We start from the raw sequence: 19,235 nt of genomic DNA on the forward strand, positions 1-19,235 counted from the left end.
CCTTCCGGTCGGCGCCGCGGCTTCGCCGCGGCAACGGCGAAACCTAGAAGGACCAGCACCAAACCGGGGCCCCCGGAAAATCTCCGGCCAAGGGCCGGAGATTTTTTGGGGATCAGTACCTGTAGGCTTCCGCCTTGAACGGCCCGGCGGTCGGCACGCCGATGTAGTCGGCCTGGTCCGGGCGCAGCTTGGTCAGCTTCGCGCCCACCTTCTCCAGGTGCAGCATCGCCACCTTCTCGTCCAGGTGCTTGGGCAGCACATAGACCTTCTTCTCGTACTGGCCGGGCTTCGTCCACAGCTCGATCTGCGCGAGCGTCTGGTTGGTGAAGCTGGCCGACATCACGAAGGAGGGGTGGCCCGTGGCATTGCCCAGGTTCACCAGCCGGCCCTCGGACAGCAGGATGATGCGCTTGCCGTCGGGGAACTCGATCTCGTCCACCTGCGGCTTCACATTGTCCCACTTGTAGTTCTTCAGCGCCGCGACCTGGATCTCACTGTCGAAGTGGCCGATGTTGCAGACGATGGCGCGGTGCTTCATCGCGCGCATGTGGTCGGCGGTGATGACGTCCACATTGCCCGTGGCGGTCACGAAGATGTCGGCGCGCGGCGCGGCGTCCTCCATGGTGACGACCTCATAGCCCTCCATCGCGGCCTGCAGCGCGCAGATGGGGTCAATCTCGGTCACCTGCACGCGGCAGCCGGCGTTGCGGAGGCTGGCAGCGGAACCCTTGCCCACATCGCCATAGCCGCACACCACGGCCACCTTGCCGGCCATCATCACGTCCGTGCCGCGGCGGATGGCGTCCACCAGCGATTCACGGCAGCCATAGAGGTTGTCGAACTTGGACTTGGTGACGCTGTCATTCACGTTGATGGCGGGGAAGAGCAGCTTGCCCTCCTTCGCCATGTTGTAGAGGCGGTGCACGCCCGTCGTCGTCTCCTCGGAGACGCCGCGGATCGCCTTGGCCAGCTTCGCGAACCAGCCCGGCTTCTCGCTCAGGCACTTCTTGATCAGCGCGAAGAAGACGGTCTCTTCCTCATTGGTCGCCTTGTCGAGGAAGGCCACGTCGCCCTGCTCGGCGCGCAGGCCGTAATGGACCAGCAGCGTCATGTCGCCGCCATCGTCCAGCAGCATGTTGGGCTCGCCGCCATCGCCCCATTCGAGGGTCTTGCGGACGTAGTCCCAGTATTCCTCCAGCGTCTCGCCCTTCTTGGCGAAGACCGGCACGCCCGCGGCCGCGATGGCGGCGGCGGCGTGGTCCTGCGTCGAGAAGATGTTGCAGGAGGACCAGCGCACATCGGCGCCGAGCGCCGTCAGCGTCTCGATCAGCACGGCGGTCTGGATGGTCATGTGCAGGCAGCCGGCCACGCGGGCGCCCTTGAGCGGCTGGGCCTTGCCGTATTCGGCGCGCGTCGCCATCAGGCCGGGCATCTCGTCCTCGGCCATGTTGATCTCCTTGCGGCCCCAATCGGCCAAAGAGAGATCCTTCACGATGTATTCAGCGGCGACGGGCATTCAGCGGCATCCTCAGCAGGGGCATGTTCGGTGCGGCAGGGCCTAGCACGCCCCGACGCCGACTGCAAAGAGGCATAAACATGTCTTTATGTGCGTTGTCTTAAGCCTCCTTCTTCCAGGCGGCGAGCTTGCGGTAGATCGTGCTGGGGTTCACCTCCAGCAGGGCGGCGGCGCGGGGCACGTCCTGGGCGGTGTGCTCCAGCGCGGCCAGGATGGCGCGCTTCTCCACCACGGAAAGCGGCTCCACCGCCCGCGCGCGGCGTTCCACCCGCACCGCGGGGCGCCCCCCGCTGTCGCGCGGGGTGGGCTGGATGAGCTGGGCGGGCAGCATGGCGCGCGTGACCAGCGGGCCGTCATGCAGCACCACGATGTTGCGCATCACATTCTGCAACTGCCGCACATTGCCTGGCCAGGGGGCGGAGAGGATCAGCGCCTCAGCCTCGGCGTCCAGGCCGTTGAAACCCTTGCCCTCCTCCGCGCTGAACACCTCCAGGAAGTGCCGCGCGATCAGCAGCACATCCTCGCCCCGCGCGCGCAAAGGCGGCAGTTCGAGGGGCACCACATAGAGGCGATAGAACAGGTCCTCGCGGAAACGGCCCGCCTCCACCTCGGCGCGGATGTCGCGGTTGGTGGCGGCGATGATGCGCGCATCCACCTTTTCCAGCCTGGTGCCGCCCACCGGGGTGAAGCTGCCCAGTTGCAGGAAGCGCAGCAGCTTCACCTGCATGTCGGCCGGCATCTCGCCGATCTCGTCCAGGAACAGCGTGCCGCCATCGGCCTGCTTGGCGGCCCCCGCGCGGTTCTCGGTGGCGCCGGTGAAGGCGCCCTTCACATGGCCGAAGATCTCGCTCTCCAGCAGGTCGCGCGGGATGGCGGCGCAGTTCAGCGCCACGAAGGGCTTTCCGGCGCGAGGGCTGGCGCGGTGGATGGCGTCCGCCGCCAGCTCCTTGCCCGTGCCGCTCTCGCCCGTGATGAAAACGGCGGCGCGCGAGCCCGCGACGCTCTCGATGGTGCGATACACCGCCTGCATGGCGGGCGAGGCGCCCACGAAGCCGAAGAAGCTGCCCCGGCCGAGCTGGGCGCGCGCCGCCTCCAGCTCCGCCCGCAGGCGGCGGGTTTCCAGCGCGTTCTCCAGCGTGACCTGCAGGCGGGCGCGGCTGTAGGGCTTCACGATGAAGTCCATCGCGCCCTCGCGCATGGCCTCCACCGCCGCCTTCACCGAGGCGTTCACCGTCACCACGATGAAGGCCGCGTCCACCCCCGCCTGGCGCAGCCGACGCATCAGCTCGAAGCCCGAGCCATCGGGCAGTTGCAGGTCGATCAGCACCGCGTCGGGCGGGTGGGCGGCCGCGATCTCCAGCGCCTCCGCCACCGTGCCGGCGTGGTGGCAGTCATGGCCGAAAGCGGAGAGATGCGCCCGGGCCAGCTCGGCCTCGGTCGGCGTGTCCTCGACCAGCAGGACGCGCGGGCGCATCAGGGCCGCAGCAGGCGCAGCGCCTCGATGGCCGCCTTGGCCTCCAGCATCAGGCGCGGCATGACAACATGCGGCGGCTCGTGATGCGCGGGGTTCATGGCCATCCGCGCCTCCCGCTCCAGCCGGCTGGCGCCCACGGCCGAGGCCGCGCCCGCGATGCTGTGCGCCGCGCGGTGATAGCCCTCGGCATTGCCGGCACGCCCGGCCGCCAGCAATTCCTGGGCGAGCCGGCCGATATCGGCCTCGAAGGTCGTGATGATGGAACGCAGGACGGAGGCCGGAAGCTCCTCCGCCAGCTGTCGCGCCACCTCGGTGTTGATCGTGTCCATCCCGGGCAAGGTTAGGCACCTTGCGCGAAGCCGCGTCAATCGGTGTTGCACCACATGCAAACACCGCCGCTTGACGCGGGGGCGGCGCGCAGACTAACCCTTCTCCGCCCTCGCGATTTGTCCGGCCAGCTTGCGGCGAGGTCCCAACCGGGTCGTGCCCCGCCGTCTTGCGGAAGGGTGCGGAAAACAAGCGCGCTAAACGGCCCAGGGACGCCCTTCGTGGGCGGTCCCTCCACCCGGACCAGGGTGCCGGACGCCTGTCAGGCTTTCGAGGTGCTCACCATGACCGATTCCCGCAAGCTCCGCCCCGCCACGCAGCTCGTTCGCGGCGGCCTCAACCGCTCCAACCATGGCGAGACGGCGGAGGCGCTCTTCCTCACCTCCGGCTTCGTCTATGACAGTGCCGAGCAGGCCGAGGCCACCTTCAAGAACGAGATCCAGCACTACCAGTACAGCCGCTTCGGCAACCCCACGCTGACCATGCTGGAGGACCGGCTGGCCGCGTTGGAAGGTGCCGAGGCCTGCCGCCTGATGGCGACCGGCATGGCGGCCGTGCATTCCGCCCTGCTCTCCCACCTCAAGACCGGCGACCGGCTGGTGGCCAGCCGCGCCCTCTTCGGCTCCTGCCACTGGATCGTGTCCACGCTGCTGCCGCGCTATGGCATCGAGAGCGTCTTCGTGGATGGCGGCGACCTGGACCAGTGGCGCGCGGCGCTGTCCACGCCCACCACCATGGTGCTGCTGGAAAGCCCCTCCAACCCCATGCTGGACCTGGTGGATGTGGAGGCCGTCTGCGAACTGGCCCACGCCGCCGGCGCGCTGGTGGTGGTGGACAATGTCTTCGCCACGCCCCTGCTGCAACGCCCGCTGGAACAGGGCGCGGACATCGTCGTCTATTCCTGCACCAAGCACATGGACGGCCAGGGCCGCGTGCTGGGCGGCGCGGTGCTCGGCCGGCAGAAATGGGTGGACGAGGTGCTGCAGCCCTTCATCCGCAACACCGGCCCCGGCATGTCGCCCTTCAACGCCTGGGTCATCCTGAAGGGGGTCGAGACGCTGAAGCTGCGCGTGGACCAGATGTGCCGCAACGCCGCCGCCGTCGCCGACTTCCTGGCCGAGCGCGCCGAGATCGCCCGCGTCTTCTACCCCTTCCGCGCCGACCACCCGCAGCACGCGCTGGCGGTGCGGCAGATGACGGCGGGCGGCACGCTGGTGACGTTCAACATCAAGGGCGGAAAGGCGGAATGCTTCCGCTTCATGAACGCGCTGCGCCTCGTGGACATCTCCAACAACCTGGGCGACAGCAAGTCGCTGGCCACCCACCCCGCCACCACCACCCATATGCGCGTGGGCGAGGAGGAGCGCGCGAAGCTCGGCATCAGCGACGGCACGGTGCGGCTCTCGGTCGGGCTGGAGGATGTGGGCGATCTGATCGAGGACCTGGCCCAGGCGCTGGATACCCTGGCCACCCCCGCCGCGCGCGCCGCGGAATAGTGGAAAGCCGCGTCATGCCATGCTGATATCCGTGGCATGACGCTCGAAGCCTGGCTCGCCTTCCTCCTCGCCTCCGCCGCGATGCTGGCCGGCCGGCTTTCCGGCGCCGTGGCGCGGCCCGCGGTGCGCCGCGCATGAGCCCCTTCACCGCCACCACGCGCGGCGTGCGCGTCTCGGTCCGCTCCTTCTACCTGGAAGACCAGTCGGACCCCGCGGAGGCGCGCTTCGTCTGGGCCTACAAGATCGAGATCGCCAATGAGGGCCCGCTGCCGGTGCAGCTGCTCAAGCGCACCTGGCTGATCACCGACGCCCAGGGCCGCACCATGCGCGTGCATGGCGAGGGCGTGGTGGGCGAACAGCCCGTGCTCGATCCCGGCGAGGCCTTCGAATACACCTCCGGCACGCCGCTGCCGACGCCGTCCGGCTTCATGCGCGGCACCTTCCACATGGTGGTGGTGGAGACGGGCGAGGAATTCGACGCGACCGTGCCCGCCTTCTCATTGGACAGCCCGCACCAGGCGGGCGGCATCCACTGAGGCGCCGGTTCAGACCACAGCCTCCGTGATGACCTGCGGCACCGGCCGCGTGGCGGCGAAGCTGGGGCGCGCCTCCAGCCGCGCGTGCATCGCGGCCAGGGCCGGGTATTCCGCCGCCCAGTCGAATTCCGGGAAGCGCACCGCCAGGTAGCCCAGCGCCGTGCCCGCCGCGATGTCGGCCAGGCCGAAGCGGTCGCCCACCAGGAAGCCCTCGCCCACGCGCGCGGCCAGGGCGCGCACGCCGCCCTCCACCTTGCGGCGCTGGCGGGCCATCCAGGCCTCGCTCGGCGCCTCCCGGCGGCGCTCGAAGAACAGCAGCACCACGGCGTCGCACACCCCGTCCGCGATCACCTCGATTTGCCGCGCGGCCAGCACCCCCTCCGGGTCGTCGGGCAGCAGGCGGGGGTGGGGTGCTTCACCTCCAGCCATTCCAGGATGAAGCGGCTTTCGTAGATGCCGGTGCCATCCGGCAGCACCAGCACGGGCAGCTTCTCCAGCGGGTTGTAGGCGGGGGTGGCGGTGTCGGCGTGCCAGGGCACCTCGGTCTGGAGGTCGAAGGGAATGCCCTTCTCCAGCAGCGCGATCCGCACCTTGCGCGCATAGGGCGAGGGTGTCGCGCTGATCAGCCGGTACATGCCCTGGCCCGCCCCTCAGCGCAGGAAGGCGTTGGTGGCGCGGACCACCTCGCCCCAGGCCTCGCGGTCGCGCCGCTGGAGTTCTCCCAGCTCCTCCGGCGTGGAGGGGGCGGGCACGGCGCCTTGCATCCGCAGCACCTCGATGAGGCTCGGCTGGCGCATGGCCTCGTGCACCGCCTGGTTCAGCCGGCGGATGACGGGGGCGGGCGTGCGGGCCGGGGCATAGATGGCCTTCCACAGCCCGGCATCGAGCGTGCCGCCCAGTTCCAGGATGGTGGGGGCGTCGGGGTAGAGCGGCACGCGGTCCCGCGCCGCCACGGCCACCACCCGCACGCGGCCATCGCGCCAGGCGCCCTCGGCGCCGCCCGCCGGCAGCGACATGCAGTCCACCTGCCCGCCCACGATGGCGTTCATCCCGGGCGCCTGGCCGGTGAAGGGGACGTGCAGCATCTCCACGCCCTGCTGGCGCAGCACGCGCTCCATCGCCAGATGCGAGGTGGAGGCCACCCCCCAGCTCGCGAAGGTGATCTGCCCCGGCTCGGCACGGGCGGCGGCGATCAGCGCCTGGAAGTCACGGATATTGGGCTTGGAAGGGCCGGTGATGAAGGCGAAGGGCACATTCGCCACGAAGCTGATGGGCGCGAAGTCGCGGTCGGGATCGTAGGGCAAATTGGGCATGGCCGTGGGCAGGATGGCCTGGGTGTCCACGATGCCCATCCACAGCGTGTGGCCGTCGGGCTGCGCCCGCGCCGCCATGGTGGCGCCCAGGCTGCCGCCCGCGCCCACGCGGTTCTCCACCACCACGTTCTGACCGAGGATGGGCCCCAGCACCTGGGCCATGCCGCGGCTGACGACGTCGTTCAGCCCCCCGGGCGGAAAGCCCGAGATGATGCGCACCACGCGATCGGGAAAAGCGAGGGCGGGAGAGGCCAGCACGGTGGCACCGGCGGCGCCCAAAAGGAGGCGGCGGGAAAGCAGCGTCATGGACATATCCTGTCTTCGTTGGCCGGCCCGGCGAATTCTCCCTTTCGTTACCTTCGCATGGCGGCGCGGCGCGTCAACGCCCCGCCTCCGCCGGCACATGCACCTCATCCCCCAGCATGGTCACGGGCACCGCCTCCAGCACATCGCCCAGGCAGGGGCCGGACACGCAGACGCCATCCTCCACCCGGAACCGCGCCCCATGGGCCGCGCAGACGATGAGTTCGCGCTTGCGGTCCAGGAAGCGGTCGGGCACCGGCTCCAGCGGCACGCCGATATGCGGGCAGGAATTCACATAGACATGCACCGTCTCGCCGCGCCGCACGGCGAACAGGCCCGTGAAGCCGCCCGGCGGCGCGGAAAAGCCCCGCGCCTCGCCATCCGGAATGTCGGAGAGGCGGCAGAGCAGCCGCGTTTCCCCGCTCAAATCCCCGCCATCCCGCACAGCAGCTTCCAATGTTCCGGGGAGATGGGCATGACCGACAGGCGCGACTGCCGCACCAGCGCGATGCCCTCCAGCTTGGGTTCGGCCTTGATCTCGGCCAGCGTCACGGGGCGCTTCACGGGCTTCACCGCCTTCACATCCACGCAGACCCAGCGCCCCGTCTCGTCCGAGGGGTCGGGGTAGGCGGTGCGCACCACCTCCACCACGCCCACAATCTCCTTGCCGATATTGGAGTGGTAGAAGAAAGCCAGGTCGCCCAGCGCCATGCTCTTCAGGAACTTCGCCGCCTGGGCGTTGCGGACCCCCGTCCAGGGCTCCACGCCGTTCCGCACCTGGTCGTCCCAGGAGAAGACATCGGGTTCGGATTTGACCAGGAAGTGCTGCGGCATGCCGGGCCCTGTGGTTGATGGGGGGCGAATTGCTCGCATATCCCGCCCCGGCTGGCCACACCCACCGGACGTTCCGCCTGCGTGGCCCTTTCACGGTGGGGCAAACGCTTTAAGTGAAGGGCCATAAAGCCTAGTGTTGCCACCGTGGAAAACGCCCCGACACAAGACGCACCCCGCCAGCCGGGGGCACCGACATCGCTGCACCGCTTCGCCAACCCAGGGCGCTTCCTGCGGCTGACGGACAACTGGCTGCCCTGGCTGGCCGGCGCGGCGCTGCTCGTCCTCGGCTCGGGCGTGGCCTGGGCGCTGCTCTTCGCCCCGCCGGACTGGCAGCAGGGCGAGACGGTGCGGATCATGTTCGTCCATGTCCCGATGGCCTGGCTGGCCATGGGGGGTTACCTCGGCCTCGCCATCCTCTCCGTCATGTCCCTGATCTGGCGGCACCCGCTGGCGGACCTGACGGCGCGGGAGCTGGCGCCGGTGGGGGCGGCGGTGACGGCGCTCTGCCTCATCACCGGCAGCCTCTGGGGGCGGCCCATGTGGGGCACCTATTGGGTGTGGGATGCGCGGCTGACCAGCGTCCTCGTGCTGTTCTTCCTGTGGCTGGGGCATGTGGCGCTGGTGCGCGCCTTCGACGACCCGGAGCGGGGCGCGCGGATGGGCGCCATCCTGGCGCTGGTCGGCGTGGTGAATCTGCCCATCGTGAAGTTCTCGGTGGATTGGTGGAACACGCTGCACCAGCCGGCCTCCGTCACGCGCCTCGACGCGCCGGCCATGCATGTGGACATCCTCTACCCGCTGCTGTGGTGCACGCTGGGCTTCTCGCTGGCCTTCGCGGCGGTGGTGCTGGCGGCGACGCGCGCGGCGGTGATGGAACGCCGCGTGCGGGCCTTGCAGATGGCCGCCGCCCGCCGCGCCGACGCCGCGCCCGCCACCCTGCGCGGGGCCCGCGCATGAACACGGCCCATTGGTGGTTCATCGGCCTGAGCTGGGCCCTGACCCTTCTCGTCTTCGGCGCGCTGTCGGTGGCGGCGCTCTTGCGCCACCGCAATGCGAAGCGGCAACTCGCCCGGCTAGAGACCCGGGCCAGGGGAAAATCATGACTCGCAAGCGCCGGCGCCTCTATATCCTGATGCTGTGTGCGATCGGCCTGGGCTCCGCCACGGCGCTGACGCTGACGGCGTTCCAGGACAATTTGGTCTTCTTCCGCTCGCCTTCCGACATCATGGCGGAAACCCCGCCCCAGGGCCGCGCCTTCCGCCTGGGCGGGCTGGTCGAGGCCGGCAGCGTGGTGCGCGACGCCACCTATGACGGCCGCCCCGCCATCACCTTCCGCGTGACCGATGGCGCGCACGCCATCCCCGTCGTCTTCAACGGCGTGCTGCCGGACCTGTTCCGCGAGGGCCAGGGCGTGGTCACCCAGGGCGTGCTCGGCACCGATGGCACCTTCCGCGCGCGCGAGGTGCTGGCCCGCCATGACGAGACCTACATGCCGCCCGAGGTGGCCGATGCCCTGAAGCGCGCCGGCCATTGGCAGCCCGAGGCCGGCGCGCCACCACCGCCCAACCAGTGGAACACGCTGCGCGGCAACCAGCCGGCCGCCCCCACCCCCGCGAGGACCGGCTCATGATCCCCGAGATCGGCCATTTCGCCCTGATCATGGCGCTGATGCTCAGCGTCGCGCAGTCCGTGCTGCCGCTCTGGGGGGCGCATCGGGGCGATGCGCGGTTGATGGCCACGGCCTCGCCGCTCGCCTTCGCGGGGCTGGTGGCCGTGGGCGTGGGCTTCGGCGCGCTCGTCTGGTCCTTCGTGGTGAATGACACCACGGTGATGAACGTGGTGCAGAACAGCCACTCGGCGAAGCCCCTGATCTACAAGATCACGGGGACCTGGGGGAACCATGAGGGTTCCATGGTGCTCTGGGTGCTGACGCTCTCCATCTGCGCGGCCGCGGTGGCCGGCTTCGGGCGCGACCTGCCCTCGGGGCTGAAGTCGCGCGTGCTGGCGGTGATGGGCATGATCTCGCTGGGCTTCCTGGCCTTCACGCTGTTCACCTCCAACCCCTTCGACCGCGTCTGGCCGCCGCCGCCCGATGGGCAGGGGCTGAACCCGCTGCTGCAGGATATCGGCCTCGCGATCCATCCGCCGCTGCTCTATGTCGGCTATGTCGGCTATGCCGTGACCTTCGCCTTCGCCGTCGCGGCGCTGATCGAGGGGCGCGTGGACGCGGCCTGGGGGCGCTGGGTGCGGCCCTGGTCGCTCGCCGCCTGGGCCTTCCTGACCATGGGCATCGCGATCGGCTCCTGGTGGGCCTATTACGAGCTGGGCTGGGGCGGCTTCTGGTTCTGGGACCCGGTGGAGAACGCCTCGCTGCTGCCCTGGCTGGTGGGTGCCGCGCTGCTGCACAGCGCCATCGTGGTCGAGAAGCGCGAGGCGCTGAAGGTCTGGACCGTGCTGCTGGCGCTGCTGGCCTTCGCGCTGTCGCTGCTGGGCACCTTCCTGGTGCGCTCGGGCGTGCTGAACTCGGTGCATTCCTTCGCTTCCGACCCCGCGCGCGGCGTGTTCATCCTGGGGCTGCTGGCCGTCTATGTGGCCGGCGCCTTCGCGCTCTTCGCCTGGCGCGCGCCGGCCATGGCGCCGCAGGGGGTCTTCGCGCCCATCTCGCGCGAGGGCGGCATCGTGCTGAACAACCTGCTGCTGTGCTCCATCACGGCGGTGGTCTTCGTGGGCACGCTCTATCCGCTGTTCCTGGATTTGCTCACGGGCCAGATGATCTCGGTGGGCCCGCCCTTCTACAACATGGCCACCGCGCCGCTCGCTTTCCCGCTGGTCGTCGCCATGGCCATGGGGCCGCTGATGGCCTGGAAGCGCGCGGCCTTCTGGCCCGTGCTGCAACGCCTGTGGTGGGCCGCCTGCATCGCGCTGCTCGCCTTCATCCTGGCGCTGGTGCTGGGCGGGTGGAACGCGCTGCCGGCGCTGGGCTTCGCCTGCGGCTTCTGGCTGCTGGCGGGTGCGGTGGTGGACATCGGCGACCGCGCGGGGCTGGGGCGGACGAAGCTCGCCAGCGTGTTCAACCGGGCGCGCCACCTGCCGCGCGCCGCCTGGGGGGCGGCCATCGCCCATGCCGGCATGGGCGTCACCATCCTGGGCATTTCCGGCATGGGGCTGGCGACGGAGCGCCTCATCGCCCTGCCCGCCGGTGGCACCACGCAGTTCGCGGGCTATGAATGGCGCCTCGACGGCGTGCGGGATTTCCAGGGCCCCAACTGGACCGCGCGCAAGGCCAGCATCACCGTCCTGCGCGACGGCCAGGTGCAGTTCGTTATGGAGCCCTCGCGCCGCTTCTTCCCCGTGGGCCGCATGACGACGACCGAGGCCGCCATCCGCACCAACCTGGCGCGCGACCTCTACGCCGTGCTGGGCGAGGAGCGCGACGGCCCGACCGGCCAGCGCGAGGCCGTGCTGCGCCTGCACCACAAGCCGCTGGCGCCCTGGATCTGGATCGGCGCGGGCATCATGGCGCTGGGCGCGGGGCTTTCGCTCAGCGATCGTCGCGTGCGCATCGCCGCCCCCAACCGCCGCCGCCGCGAGGCCGAGGAAGCCGCCCGTGCCGGAGCCACCGCATGAGCACCGCCACCTCCCGCCGCAACCTGCTGATCTTCGCGCCGCTGGGCGTGGCGCTGGCCGGCGGCACCGGTTTCTATCTGATGCTGCGCGGGTTGCAGGATGGCAGCTTCAACCCGCGCGGCGTGCCCTCGGTGCTGATCGGCCGGACCGTGCCGGAATTCAGCCTGCCGCCGCTGGAGACCTCGGGCCTGCCGGCGCTGGCCTCCGGCGACCTCGGGAACCTCCCCGGCCCCGTGGTGGTGAATTTCTGGGCCAGCTGGTGCGTGCCCTGCATCATCGAGCATCCGCACCTCATGGCGCTGCACCGCCGCGGCGTGCCGGTCTTTGGCGTGAACTACAAGGACCGCGCGAATGACGCGCAGGCCTTCCTGACACGCCACGGCAACCCCTACACGCGGCTGGGCGTGGACCAGCCGGGACGCGTGGCCATTGACTGGGGCGTCTATGGCGTGCCCGAGACCTATATCCTGGACCGGCAGGGCGTGGTGCGCTGGCGTTGGGCCGGGCCCATCACGCCCGAACTGATGAGCCAGGAAGTGAACCCGCTGCTCGACCGGCTGCGCGCATGAGGCGGTTGGCCCTTGTCCTCGCGCTGCTGGCCGCTCCGGCCTTCGCGCAGATCGGCGACACCACCTATCGCCTGGAAGACCCCGCCCAGGAACAGCGCGCGCGCGAGATCGGGCGTGAGCTGCGCTGCCTCGTCTGCCAGAACCAGTCCATCGAGGACAGCGACGCCTCCCTGGCGCGCGACCTGCGCCTCTTGGTGCGCGAACAGATCGCGGCCGGCGCCTCCAATGACGAGGTGATGCGCTTCGTCCATCAGCGCTATGGCGACTTCGTGCTGCTGCGCCCACCCGTGAACACGGCCACCATCCTGCTCTGGGCCACGCCGGTGCTGGCGCTGGCGGGCGGGCTCTTCGCCATCTGGCGCATCCGACGGCGCGGCGCCGCGGCAGGCGCCGGCGTGGGCGAGGTGGAACTGACCGAGGCGGAACGGGCGCGCCTCGCGCGGATCGTGCCCGCACAGGATTCGAAAGGCGACCATCGCGCGTGACCTGGGTGGCTTTGGCGATCGTCGCCGCATTGATTCTCGCACCGCTGTTCTATGCCTTCCTGCGCCCCGCCAATCCGCGCGGGCGCGGCGAGGCGGATCGCGCGCTGTTCGAGGCGCAGCTCGCGGAACTGGAACTCCAGCGCGCCGAAGGACGGCTGGACGATGTGGCCTTCCGCGCCGCCACGGTGGAGGTGCAGCGCCGCCTGCTGGCCGCCCCCGCGCCCGAGAGCTTCCGCGCCCCGCCCCGCCCCTCCGCGCTGGTGCTGGCGGCGCTGGTGCTGGTGCCGGTGGCCGGCGTGGGCGCCTATATCTGGCGCGGCACGCCGGAGATGCCCTCGGCCACGCTGGAAATCCGGCAGGCCATGGGCGCGCAGGAGGATGAGCTGCTGAACCGCCTGCGCGAGCGGCTGGCCACGCAGGACCCCAACACCGAGATCGGCCGCCAGGGCTTCATCCTGCTGGGCAATGCGGAACGCAACCGCGGCCGCTGGACCGAGGCCGCCGCCGCCTGGGAACGCGCCCAGGCCATCCGCTTCGATGTGGGCCTGGCGGGCGATCTGGCCGAGGTCAAGATCGAGGTGGGCGACACCGACCAAGCCCGCCGCTGGATCGAACGCGGCCTGGCGGTGGACCCCGGCGACCCGCGGCTGCGCTTCCTGGCGGGCCTGTCCGAGGCACGGGCCGGGCGCAACGAGGTGGCCCGCGCCACCTGGACTGCCCTGCTGGCCGAAGCCCCCGCGAACGCGCCCTGGCGCGACATCGTGGAGCAGCGGCTCAGGGCGCTGCCCTGAAGGGGCCACGCTACCGCAGCGGCATCCCATAGAGCAGCCCGCCGCGCGTCCACTGGTCGTTCAGCCCGCGCTCCATGCCGAAGACCGAGCCCTCGCCCAGGTTGCGCTCGAAGATTTCGCCGTAATTGCCCACGCCCAGGATCACGCGCGCGCCCCAGTCGTCGGGCAAGCCGAGGCCCGCGCCGAAGCCTTGCGCCAAGCCCAGCACGCGGCGGATGCGCGGATCGGGACTGGCCAGCATCTCGGGCAGGCGGGCGGAGGAGATTTCATTCGCCTCGGCCGTGATCAGCATCTGCATGGTCCAGAACACGATGTCGCGCCACTGCTCATCGCCGGCCCGCACCCAGGGGGCGAGGGGTTCCTGGGAGATCACCTCGGGCAGCACCGCCCAGTTGTCAGGGTCCGGGAAGTCGGTGACGCGGCGGGTGGCGAGCGCCCCCTGGTCGGCCACGAAGGCGTGGCAGTCGCCGCCGCGCATGGCGACCACCACCTCGGGCGGTGACGCGAAGCGGCGCACCGTCCAGACCTTGCCCAGGCGGCGGCCGAAATCCTCGATGGCGAGGCCCGTGGCGCCGCCCTCCGCGCCGGCCCAGCACAGCGTGCGGCCATCCAGGTTGCGCGGGCTGGAAACGCCGAGCGAGGTGGGCACCAGGAAGCCCGCCCCGTCGAAGAACATCACCGGGCCCGGCGCCAGGGTGCGGCGGCTGGCACGGCTGAGGGTGATGGTGGTGTTGCGCGCCAGCAGGTCTATCCGGCCTTCCTCCAGCGCCGCGAAGCCGTCCTCGGGCGTGGCCTGCGTCACGAAGGCCACGCGCGTGGGGTCGGCCAGTGCGGCGGCGGCCACGGCGCGGCAGAGGTCCGCGTCGAAGCCGCGCATCACCCCCTGCGGGTCCGGCGCGGAGAAGCCGGGCAGGCCGCCATTCACGCCGCAGCGCACCTCGCCCCGCGCGCGCACCTGGTCCAGCAGGCTTTGCGCCGTCGCGGGCGTGATGGCGAAAAGGGATAGGCCAAGGACGGCGAGCCAACGGCGCATCAAGCGAACTCCGGGAAGGGGTTTGGGTGTCATGGCGGTCAGCATCCGGCGGCCACGACGCGGCATTGCACGCCGGGGCCCTCGGCGCGGCGGCAGGCGTCCAGCGCGGCCTCCTCGGCGGCGTTCTGGGTCGCGCCCTCGCCTGTGGCGGCGAGGTTCAGCACCTGGGTCGAGATGTCGGAGGTCATGGCCAGCGCGCGCGGGTGGCGGCTGATGGCGAAGGCGAGCGCACCGCAGCGGTTCACCAGCTCGCCCTGGAACTTGCACTGCACGGGCCCCGCCATGGCCTGGCAGGCGCGCACCGCCTGCATGTTGATGGCCAGGCGGTCGGTCCCGCCATTGGCGAAGCCGAAGGCGGCCAGCGGGTTGTCGGTGTGGTAGAAGACGCCGAAGCGGCTGCCGGGGGGCAGGGTGTCGGCGGTCTGCGCCCCGGCCCGCACCCCCGACCCGCCCACGCAGCGCTCCACGCATTGGTTCTGCGCCGCCTGGGGCTGGCGGGCGCAGGTGGCCTGGCAGGATTGGGCGGTCTGCGCGGCATGGCCCTGCGCGCCCACACCGGCCGCCACCGGCTGGAAGCAGGGCCCGCCCTGCGGCACGGGGGCGGCGGCGCCGCAGCGCAGGAAGGCGGGTTGGCCGAAGCGCTCGGCCGGGATGCGCGTGCGGTAGGAGGTGCCCTCGGTGCAGCGCACATCCCAATAGGCGCTGCGCTGCGCGTCGAGCCCGGCGGGGTAGAGCAGCGCGATGTTGTTGCAGGCATTGCCCGTGCCGCGCAGCCCCTGGAGGAAGAGCAGCCGGCGTTCCTGCTCGCCCCGCGCCGAGAGCGCGTCATGCGTAGGGTTGCCCGTCTGCGCCTGCGCCGCCGCCGGAAGGCCGAGCCAGAGGCCCAGCAGCGCAAGAAGCCACCAGGGCGCAGGTCCCGCACGTCCAGCCATGTCGCCGCCCCTCTCCCTGTGGTTGCGTGAGGCTAGACGGATGCGAACGAATGCGCCACGGAATAGCGGCGGGAAAACCACCTGAGGTTAGCAACCCGCCGCCATGATGCGGCAATTCCCCCCTTCCCGGTCGGCGAGGCGGCAGGCCTCCATCGCGGCCGCCTCCGCCTCGGCCTGGGTGCCGCCCTGGCCCGTGGTGGCGAGGTTCTGCGCCTGGGTGCGATGGTCGCGCAGCACCTCGCGCGGGTTGCGGGTCAGGGCGAAGGCCAGGGCGGCGCAGCGGTTGATGATCTCGCCACGGAACTGGCAGGGCGCGCCCTCGGCCATGCCCTCGCAGGCGCGCAGCGCCGCGAGGTTCACCGCCAGCCGGTCGGTGCGGCCATTGGCGAAGCCATAGGCGGCGCGCGGCTGGTCGGTGGTGTAGATGGCGCCGAAGCGCGCGCCGGGCGGGGGCGCGGTGGCCGGGCTCGCGGTGGCGCGGGGCTGCGCGCCGGCCGGCGCAGCCGCCACCGCCTGGAAGCAGGGGCCGCCCTGGGGCGCGGGCGCGCCCGCGCCACAACGCTGCAGGCTGGGCTGGGCGAAGCGCTCGGCCGGCAGGCGGATCCGCCATTGGCCGCCATCGGCGCAGCGCACATCCCAATAGGCCCCGCGCCGCGCGTCGAGCCCGGCGGGAAAGAGCCGGGCCACGCTGCCGCAGCCCTGCCCCACCGCGCGCAGCGCCTGCAGGATGATCTGCCGGCGTTCCGCCTCCGGCCGGGCGGACAGCGCGTCATGGGCCGGGTTGCCGGTCTGCGCCGGGGCCGCGGGGGCGAGGGCCAGCCAGAGGCACAGCCCGCCCAGCAACCACAGGCCGCGCGTGGCAAATGAGGTCATGACCACCTCCCGTTCATCGGGGGGAAGTCTGGCGTGGCTTCCTCCATCCACCAAGCCCGGCGGCGCGCGAACGCGCTTCCGCTTCGCGAACCGATGCGATAGACGCCATTCAGAAACTTTCCCGCAGGGAGGATTTTCCGCAATGAATCGCCGCATCATCCTGGGCGCCGCCGCGGCGGCCGCCCCCATGGCCTTGGCCGCCCCGGCGCTGGCCCAGGCCAACCCCGAGGTCCGCTGGCGCTTCCAGTCCAGCTTCCCGCGCAACCTGGACGTGCTGTTCGGCACCGCCGAGCGCATCGCCAGCCGGGTCGCGGCGCTGACCGACAACCGCTTCCGGATTTCCGTCTTCCCGGCGGGCGAAATCGTGCCCGGGCTGCAGGTGCTGGACGCGGTGCAGGCCGGCACCATCGAGGCCGGGCACACCGCCTCCTACTGGTATATCGGCAAGGAGCCGGGCTTCGCCTTCTTCACCTGCATGCCCTTCGGCCTGAACACCCGCCAGCTGACGGCCTGGCTGCGGCATGGCGGCGGCAACCAGCTGGGCGACCAGCTCTTCGCCGACTACAGCATCCAGGCCTTTCCGGCGGGCGACACGGGCGCGCAGATGGGCGGCTGGTTCCGCAACGAGATCCGCAGCCAGCAGGACGTGCAGGGGCTGAAGTTCCGCATCTCGGGCCTCGCGGGCCAGGTGTTCCAGCGCATGGGCGCCGCACCCACGCTGATCGCCCCGGCCGACATCTACCCGGCGCTGGAGCGCGGCACGATCGACGCGACCGAGTTCACCGGCCCGCATGACGATGAGCGCCTGGGCTTCTTCCGCGTGGCGCGCTTCTACTACGCGCCGGGCTGGTTCGAGCCGGCCGCGCGCCTGCACATGATGACCAACAAGCGCGCCTATGACGCGCTGCCGGACGCCTACAAGGCCGCTATCCAGGTGGCCTGCGCGGAAGCCGACAGCGAGATGACCAGCCGCTACGACCACCTGAACCCTATCGCGCTGCGGCGCCTGGTGGCCGCGGGCGCCCAGCTGCGCTTCTTCCCGCGCGAGATGATGCAGGCCGCCTGGACCGCCAACGAAGCCCTGATGGCGGACCTGGCCGGCCAGAACCCGCGCTTCCGCACGCTGTGGGACAGCTACCGCCCCTACCGGAACGAGCTGTTCCAGTGGTTCCGCGTGTCGGAGAACAGCTACGACAACTTCGCCTTCCCGGCGGCGGCCGCGGCGGCGCGCTGAACGAGATCGGTAAGGCGGGCCTCGCGGCCCGCCTTACCATCTTACTATCTTACCGGTTGGGCTTATCCGCTGGGGCTTACCGGAACATCGCCCGGATCGCGGTGTGGTCCACCTCTTCCAGCGTGGCGGGGGTCCAGGAGGGGCTGCCATCCTTGTCCACGAGCACGCTGCGCACGCCCTCCCGGAAGTCCGGATGATCGTGCACCACCACGCGCGTCAGATGCAACTCCTCATCGAGGCAGCCGCGCAGATCGAGCGCCGCGCCGCGCTTCAGCAGTTCCAGTGACACGCAGAGGCTGGTGGGCGACATGCGCCGCAGCACCTTCACCTGCGACGCGGCCCATTCCGTTCCCTCGGCCTCCAGCGCGCGGATGATGTCCAGCACCGAGGGCTGGCTGAAGCAGCGGTCAATGGTTGCGCGGTGCTCGGCGAAGCTGGGCGCGGGCGGGGCTTCGGCGAAGCGGTCCACCACCGCGGCATCGCCCGTCTCGACCAGGGCGGCGCGGAGTGCGGCCAGCTTCTCGCGCGGGACATAGTGCGTGGCCAGGCCCGCATGCACCGCATCCGCGCCCGAGAGCCGCGCGCCGGTCAGCGCCAGCCAGGTGCCCAGCGCGCCGGGCAGGCGCGGCAGGATGTGGCTGGTGCCGACATCCGGAAACAGCGCGATGGCGGTCTCGGGCATGGCGAGCAGCGCGTGCTCGCTCACCACGCGCGGGCCGTTGTGGATGGCCAGCCCGATGCCGCCGCCCATGCAGATGCCATCAATGATGGACACCCAGGGCTTGCCGAACAGCGCGATGCCCTCGTTCACCGCGTATTCCTCGGTGAAGAAGGCCTCGACCGGGGCGCGGTTGCCCTCGATGGCGGCCTGGCGCACGGCGCGCACATCGCCGCCGGCGCAGAAGGCGCGGCCACCGGCGCCTTCGAGAATGACCAGCTTCACCTCGGCCGCATGGCGCCACTGGCCGATGGCATGGGCGAAGTCGCGGATCATCTGGATGTCCAGCGCGTTCAGCGCCTTGGGCCGGTTCATCAGGATGGTGCCGGCATGGCCCTCCCGGTTCAGGATGAGGCTCGGTTCGCTCATGGACATTCTCCTTTGCCGTTTCGGGCGGTAGCGCGGGCAACCCGGGCTGTCCAGGCGGGTTGGACCCCGAACAGCCTCACGCGAAGGAAGCGCGCCATGCCTCACCTCCACCGCCGTTCGCTGTTCCTGACAGCGGGACTGGGCCTCATCGCCGCCGCGCCCGCCCGCGCGCAGGAGGGGCCGCACCGCCTGCCCGACCTGCCCTATGGCCTCGACGCCAACGAGGCCGCGATTGATGCGCGCACCATGGAGCTGCACCATGGCGGCCATCATCGAACCTATGTGCGGCAGCTCAATTCCGCGCTGGAAGGCCATGACACGCTGGCCCGCCTGCCGCTGGAACAGCTTCTGACGCGCATCGAGCAGGCGCCGTCGGACATCCGCACCAAGCTGCGCAACAATGGCGGCGGGCATGCGAACCACAGCATGTTCTGGCACATCATGGGCGGCGACGGCGAAGGCCCGCGGGGTGAGCTGCGCGCGGCCATTGACCGCGACTTCGGCAGCATGGAGCGCTTCCGCGAGCAGTTCGAGGGCACCAGCAGCGACGTCTTCGGCTCCGGCTGGGCCTTCGTGACGGTGAACCGCGAGGGCGCGCTGGCCATCACCCGCCGGCCCAACCAGGACACGCCGCTGATGCAGGATGAGCGCGTGCTGATGGGCAATGACCTCTGGGAGCACGCCTACTACCTGCGCTACCAGAACCGCCGCGAGGAATACATCAAATCCTGGTGGCAGGTGCTGCATTGGGGGCGCATCGGCGCGCGCTACGCGGCCGCGAAGTCGGGCCGTCTGGGCGTGTAGC

The 19,235-nt window shown here is 70.8% G+C and carries 23 protein-coding genes; 11 read left to right on the forward strand and 12 right to left on the reverse strand.

From position 1 onward, the window contains the following. Window positions 1-112: 112 nt before the first annotated feature. The 3 genes from ahcY to ICW72_RS09465 form a co-directional block, all read right to left on the reverse strand. A complete protein-coding gene (gene ahcY / locus ICW72_RS09455; protein ID WP_191085953.1) occupies window positions 113-1,516 on the reverse strand; it encodes an adenosylhomocysteinase in 1,404 nt (467 codons plus the stop codon). A gap of 100 nt (window positions 1,517-1,616) precedes the next feature. Then, window positions 1,617-2,990 carry a sigma-54-dependent transcriptional regulator gene (locus ICW72_RS09460; protein WP_191085954.1) on the reverse strand — a complete coding sequence of 458 codons (1,374 nt, stop codon included), beginning with the start codon at window positions 2,988-2,990 and terminating at the stop codon, window positions 1,617-1,619. Next, window positions 2,990-3,319 carry an Hpt domain-containing protein gene (locus ICW72_RS09465; protein WP_191085955.1) on the reverse strand — a complete coding sequence of 110 codons (330 nt, stop codon included), beginning with the start codon at window positions 3,317-3,319 and terminating at the stop codon, window positions 2,990-2,992. Before ICW72_RS09465 ends, ICW72_RS09460 begins: the two co-directional genes overlap by 1 nt. Before the next feature lie 282 nt (window positions 3,320-3,601). Here ICW72_RS09465 and metZ point away from each other — a divergent pair, with 282 nt between their 5' ends. Together metZ and apaG are read left to right on the forward strand one after the other, a co-directional pair. Beyond that, window positions 3,602-4,813: an O-succinylhomoserine sulfhydrylase gene (metZ, locus tag ICW72_RS09470; RefSeq protein ID WP_191085956.1), complete on the forward strand. Its 1,212-nt coding sequence runs from the start codon at window positions 3,602-3,604 to the stop codon at window positions 4,811-4,813. A 134-nt stretch (window positions 4,814-4,947) separates the two neighbouring features. Further along, window positions 4,948-5,349, forward strand: a complete 402-nt coding sequence (gene apaG, locus ICW72_RS09475; RefSeq protein ID WP_191085957.1) for a Co2+/Mg2+ efflux protein ApaG — start codon at window positions 4,948-4,950, stop codon at window positions 5,347-5,349. Between the two features lie 9 nt (window positions 5,350-5,358). Here the strand turns inward: apaG and ICW72_RS09480 are convergent, their stop codons facing one another. From ICW72_RS09480 to ICW72_RS09495, 5 genes are all read right to left on the reverse strand, one after another. After that, on the reverse strand, window positions 5,359-5,778 hold the full coding sequence (locus ICW72_RS09480; protein WP_223880939.1) for a glutathione S-transferase C-terminal domain-containing protein: 420 nt from the start codon (window positions 5,776-5,778) through the stop codon (window positions 5,359-5,361). Next, the gene (locus ICW72_RS20650) at window positions 5,697-5,984 is read right to left on the reverse strand and encodes a glutathione S-transferase N-terminal domain-containing protein (RefSeq protein WP_223880940.1); all 288 of its coding nucleotides are present in this window, start codon (window positions 5,982-5,984) and stop codon (window positions 5,697-5,699) included. The genes ICW72_RS09480 and ICW72_RS20650 overlap by 82 nt, the downstream gene beginning before the upstream one ends. 15 nt (window positions 5,985-5,999) lie before the next feature. Further along, complete coding sequence (locus tag ICW72_RS09485) at window positions 6,000-6,968, reverse strand: Bug family tripartite tricarboxylate transporter substrate binding protein (RefSeq protein ID WP_191085958.1); 969 nt, start codon at window positions 6,966-6,968, stop codon at window positions 6,000-6,002. A 73-nt stretch (window positions 6,969-7,041) separates the two neighbouring features. After that, on the reverse strand, window positions 7,042-7,392 hold the full coding sequence (locus ICW72_RS09490; protein WP_191085959.1) for a Rieske (2Fe-2S) protein: 351 nt from the start codon (window positions 7,390-7,392) through the stop codon (window positions 7,042-7,044). Further along, window positions 7,389-7,799: an EVE domain-containing protein gene (locus ICW72_RS09495; protein WP_191085960.1), complete on the reverse strand. Its 411-nt coding sequence runs from the start codon at window positions 7,797-7,799 to the stop codon at window positions 7,389-7,391. Before ICW72_RS09495 ends, ICW72_RS09490 begins: the two co-directional genes overlap by 4 nt. A 144-nt stretch (window positions 7,800-7,943) precedes the next feature. Between ICW72_RS09495 and ICW72_RS09500 the strand changes: the two genes are divergently transcribed. Genes ICW72_RS09500 through ccmI form a run of 7 tightly spaced genes read left to right on the forward strand, consistent with a single transcriptional unit; the run spans window position 7,944 to window position 13,271 of the window. Continuing rightward, a complete protein-coding gene (locus ICW72_RS09500) occupies window positions 7,944-8,756 on the forward strand; it encodes a heme ABC transporter permease (protein ID WP_191085961.1) in 813 nt (270 codons plus the stop codon). After that, the gene (gene ccmD, locus ICW72_RS09505) at window positions 8,753-8,902 is read left to right on the forward strand and encodes a heme exporter protein CcmD (protein ID WP_191085962.1); all 150 of its coding nucleotides are present in this window, start codon (window positions 8,753-8,755) and stop codon (window positions 8,900-8,902) included. Before ICW72_RS09500 ends, ccmD begins: the two co-directional genes overlap by 4 nt. Next, complete coding sequence (gene ccmE / locus ICW72_RS09510; protein ID WP_191085963.1) at window positions 8,899-9,429, forward strand: cytochrome c maturation protein CcmE; 531 nt, start codon at window positions 8,899-8,901, stop codon at window positions 9,427-9,429. Before ccmD ends, ccmE begins: the two co-directional genes overlap by 4 nt. After that, window positions 9,426-11,426: a heme lyase CcmF/NrfE family subunit gene (locus tag ICW72_RS09515; protein ID WP_191085964.1), complete on the forward strand. Its 2,001-nt coding sequence runs from the start codon at window positions 9,426-9,428 to the stop codon at window positions 11,424-11,426. The genes ccmE and ICW72_RS09515 overlap by 4 nt, the downstream gene beginning before the upstream one ends. Then, window positions 11,423-11,995 (forward strand): DsbE family thiol:disulfide interchange protein, encoded by a 573-nt coding sequence (locus tag ICW72_RS09520; protein WP_191085965.1) that lies wholly within the window; start codon window positions 11,423-11,425, stop codon window positions 11,993-11,995. Before ICW72_RS09515 ends, ICW72_RS09520 begins: the two co-directional genes overlap by 4 nt. Beyond that, the gene (locus ICW72_RS09525) at window positions 11,992-12,480 is read left to right on the forward strand and encodes a cytochrome c-type biogenesis protein (RefSeq protein ID WP_191085966.1); all 489 of its coding nucleotides are present in this window, start codon (window positions 11,992-11,994) and stop codon (window positions 12,478-12,480) included. Before ICW72_RS09520 ends, ICW72_RS09525 begins: the two co-directional genes overlap by 4 nt. After that, window positions 12,477-13,271, forward strand: a complete 795-nt coding sequence (gene ccmI / locus ICW72_RS09530; protein ID WP_191085967.1) for a c-type cytochrome biogenesis protein CcmI — start codon at window positions 12,477-12,479, stop codon at window positions 13,269-13,271. Before ICW72_RS09525 ends, ccmI begins: the two co-directional genes overlap by 4 nt. 10 nt (window positions 13,272-13,281) lie before the next feature. On the opposite strand, the gene ICW72_RS09535 is transcribed toward ccmI, so the two are convergent. The 3 genes from ICW72_RS09535 to ICW72_RS09545 all read right to left on the reverse strand — a co-directional run bounded on the left by ICW72_RS09535 (window position 13,282) and on the right by ICW72_RS09545 (window position 16,109). Beyond that, complete coding sequence (locus ICW72_RS09535) at window positions 13,282-14,304, reverse strand: transporter substrate-binding domain-containing protein (RefSeq protein ID WP_191085968.1); 1,023 nt, start codon at window positions 14,302-14,304, stop codon at window positions 13,282-13,284. Window positions 14,305-14,342: 38 nt separating this feature from the next. After that, window positions 14,343-15,236, reverse strand: a complete 894-nt coding sequence (locus tag ICW72_RS09540) for a hypothetical protein (RefSeq protein WP_191085969.1) — start codon at window positions 15,234-15,236, stop codon at window positions 14,343-14,345. A gap of 87 nt (window positions 15,237-15,323) precedes the next feature. After that, on the reverse strand, window positions 15,324-16,109 hold the full coding sequence (locus tag ICW72_RS09545) for a DUF4189 domain-containing protein (RefSeq protein ID WP_191085970.1): 786 nt from the start codon (window positions 16,107-16,109) through the stop codon (window positions 15,324-15,326). A 142-nt stretch (window positions 16,110-16,251) separates the two neighbouring features. On the opposite strand from ICW72_RS09545, the gene ICW72_RS09550 reads away from it, so the two are divergent. Then, window positions 16,252-17,343, forward strand: a complete 1,092-nt coding sequence (locus ICW72_RS09550; RefSeq protein WP_191085971.1) for a TRAP transporter substrate-binding protein — start codon at window positions 16,252-16,254, stop codon at window positions 17,341-17,343. A gap of 76 nt (window positions 17,344-17,419) precedes the next feature. On the opposite strand, the gene ICW72_RS09555 is transcribed toward ICW72_RS09550, so the two are convergent. Beyond that, window positions 17,420-18,430 carry an enoyl-CoA hydratase/isomerase family protein gene (locus ICW72_RS09555; protein ID WP_232370772.1) on the reverse strand — a complete coding sequence of 337 codons (1,011 nt, stop codon included), beginning with the start codon at window positions 18,428-18,430 and terminating at the stop codon, window positions 17,420-17,422. Between the two features lie 96 nt (window positions 18,431-18,526). On the opposite strand from ICW72_RS09555, the gene ICW72_RS09560 reads away from it, so the two are divergent. Further along, complete coding sequence (locus ICW72_RS09560) at window positions 18,527-19,234, forward strand: superoxide dismutase (RefSeq protein ID WP_191085973.1); 708 nt, start codon at window positions 18,527-18,529, stop codon at window positions 19,232-19,234. The last annotated feature ends 1 nt before the right edge of the window (window position 19,235 follow it).

The sequence above is a fragment of the Roseococcus microcysteis genome (genome assembly GCF_014764365.1).
Lineage (GTDB): Bacteria > Pseudomonadota > Alphaproteobacteria > Acetobacterales > Acetobacteraceae > Roseococcus > Roseococcus microcysteis.

Coding starts and splice junctions, on each gene's coding strand:
- ahcY (WP_191085953.1), bottom strand. CDS start 1,516: ATGCCCGTCGCCGCTGAATACATCGTGAAGGATCTCTCTTTGGCCGAT.
- ICW72_RS09460 (WP_191085954.1), bottom strand. CDS start 2,990: ATGCGCCCGCGCGTCCTGCTGGTCGAGGACACGCCGACCGAGGCCGAG.
- ICW72_RS09465 (WP_191085955.1), bottom strand. CDS start 3,319: ATGGACACGATCAACACCGAGGTGGCGCGACAGCTGGCGGAGGAGCTT.
- metZ (WP_191085956.1), top strand. CDS start 3,602: ATGACCGATTCCCGCAAGCTCCGCCCCGCCACGCAGCTCGTTCGCGGC.
- apaG (WP_191085957.1), top strand. CDS start 4,948: ATGAGCCCCTTCACCGCCACCACGCGCGGCGTGCGCGTCTCGGTCCGC.
- ICW72_RS09480 (WP_223880939.1), bottom strand. CDS start 5,778: ATGGCTGGAGGTGAAGCACCCCACCCCCGCCTGCTGCCCGACGACCCG.
- ICW72_RS20650 (WP_223880940.1), bottom strand. CDS start 5,984: ATGTACCGGCTGATCAGCGCGACACCCTCGCCCTATGCGCGCAAGGTG.
- ICW72_RS09485 (WP_191085958.1), bottom strand. CDS start 6,968: ATGACGCTGCTTTCCCGCCGCCTCCTTTTGGGCGCCGCCGGTGCCACC.
- ICW72_RS09495 (WP_191085960.1), bottom strand. CDS start 7,799: ATGCCGCAGCACTTCCTGGTCAAATCCGAACCCGATGTCTTCTCCTGG.
- ccmD (WP_191085962.1), top strand. CDS start 8,753: ATGAACACGGCCCATTGGTGGTTCATCGGCCTGAGCTGGGCCCTGACC.
- ccmE (WP_191085963.1), top strand. CDS start 8,899: ATGACTCGCAAGCGCCGGCGCCTCTATATCCTGATGCTGTGTGCGATC.
- ICW72_RS09515 (WP_191085964.1), top strand. CDS start 9,426: ATGATCCCCGAGATCGGCCATTTCGCCCTGATCATGGCGCTGATGCTC.
- ICW72_RS09520 (WP_191085965.1), top strand. CDS start 11,423: ATGAGCACCGCCACCTCCCGCCGCAACCTGCTGATCTTCGCGCCGCTG.
- ICW72_RS09525 (WP_191085966.1), top strand. CDS start 11,992: ATGAGGCGGTTGGCCCTTGTCCTCGCGCTGCTGGCCGCTCCGGCCTTC.
- ICW72_RS09535 (WP_191085968.1), bottom strand. CDS start 14,304: ATGCGCCGTTGGCTCGCCGTCCTTGGCCTATCCCTTTTCGCCATCACG.
- ICW72_RS09540 (WP_191085969.1), bottom strand. CDS start 15,236: ATGGCTGGACGTGCGGGACCTGCGCCCTGGTGGCTTCTTGCGCTGCTG.
- ICW72_RS09545 (WP_191085970.1), bottom strand. CDS start 16,109: ATGACCTCATTTGCCACGCGCGGCCTGTGGTTGCTGGGCGGGCTGTGC.
- ICW72_RS09550 (WP_191085971.1), top strand. CDS start 16,252: ATGAATCGCCGCATCATCCTGGGCGCCGCCGCGGCGGCCGCCCCCATG.
- ICW72_RS09555 (WP_232370772.1), bottom strand. CDS start 18,430: ATGAGCGAACCGAGCCTCATCCTGAACCGGGAGGGCCATGCCGGCACC.
- ICW72_RS09560 (WP_191085973.1), top strand. CDS start 18,527: ATGCCTCACCTCCACCGCCGTTCGCTGTTCCTGACAGCGGGACTGGGC.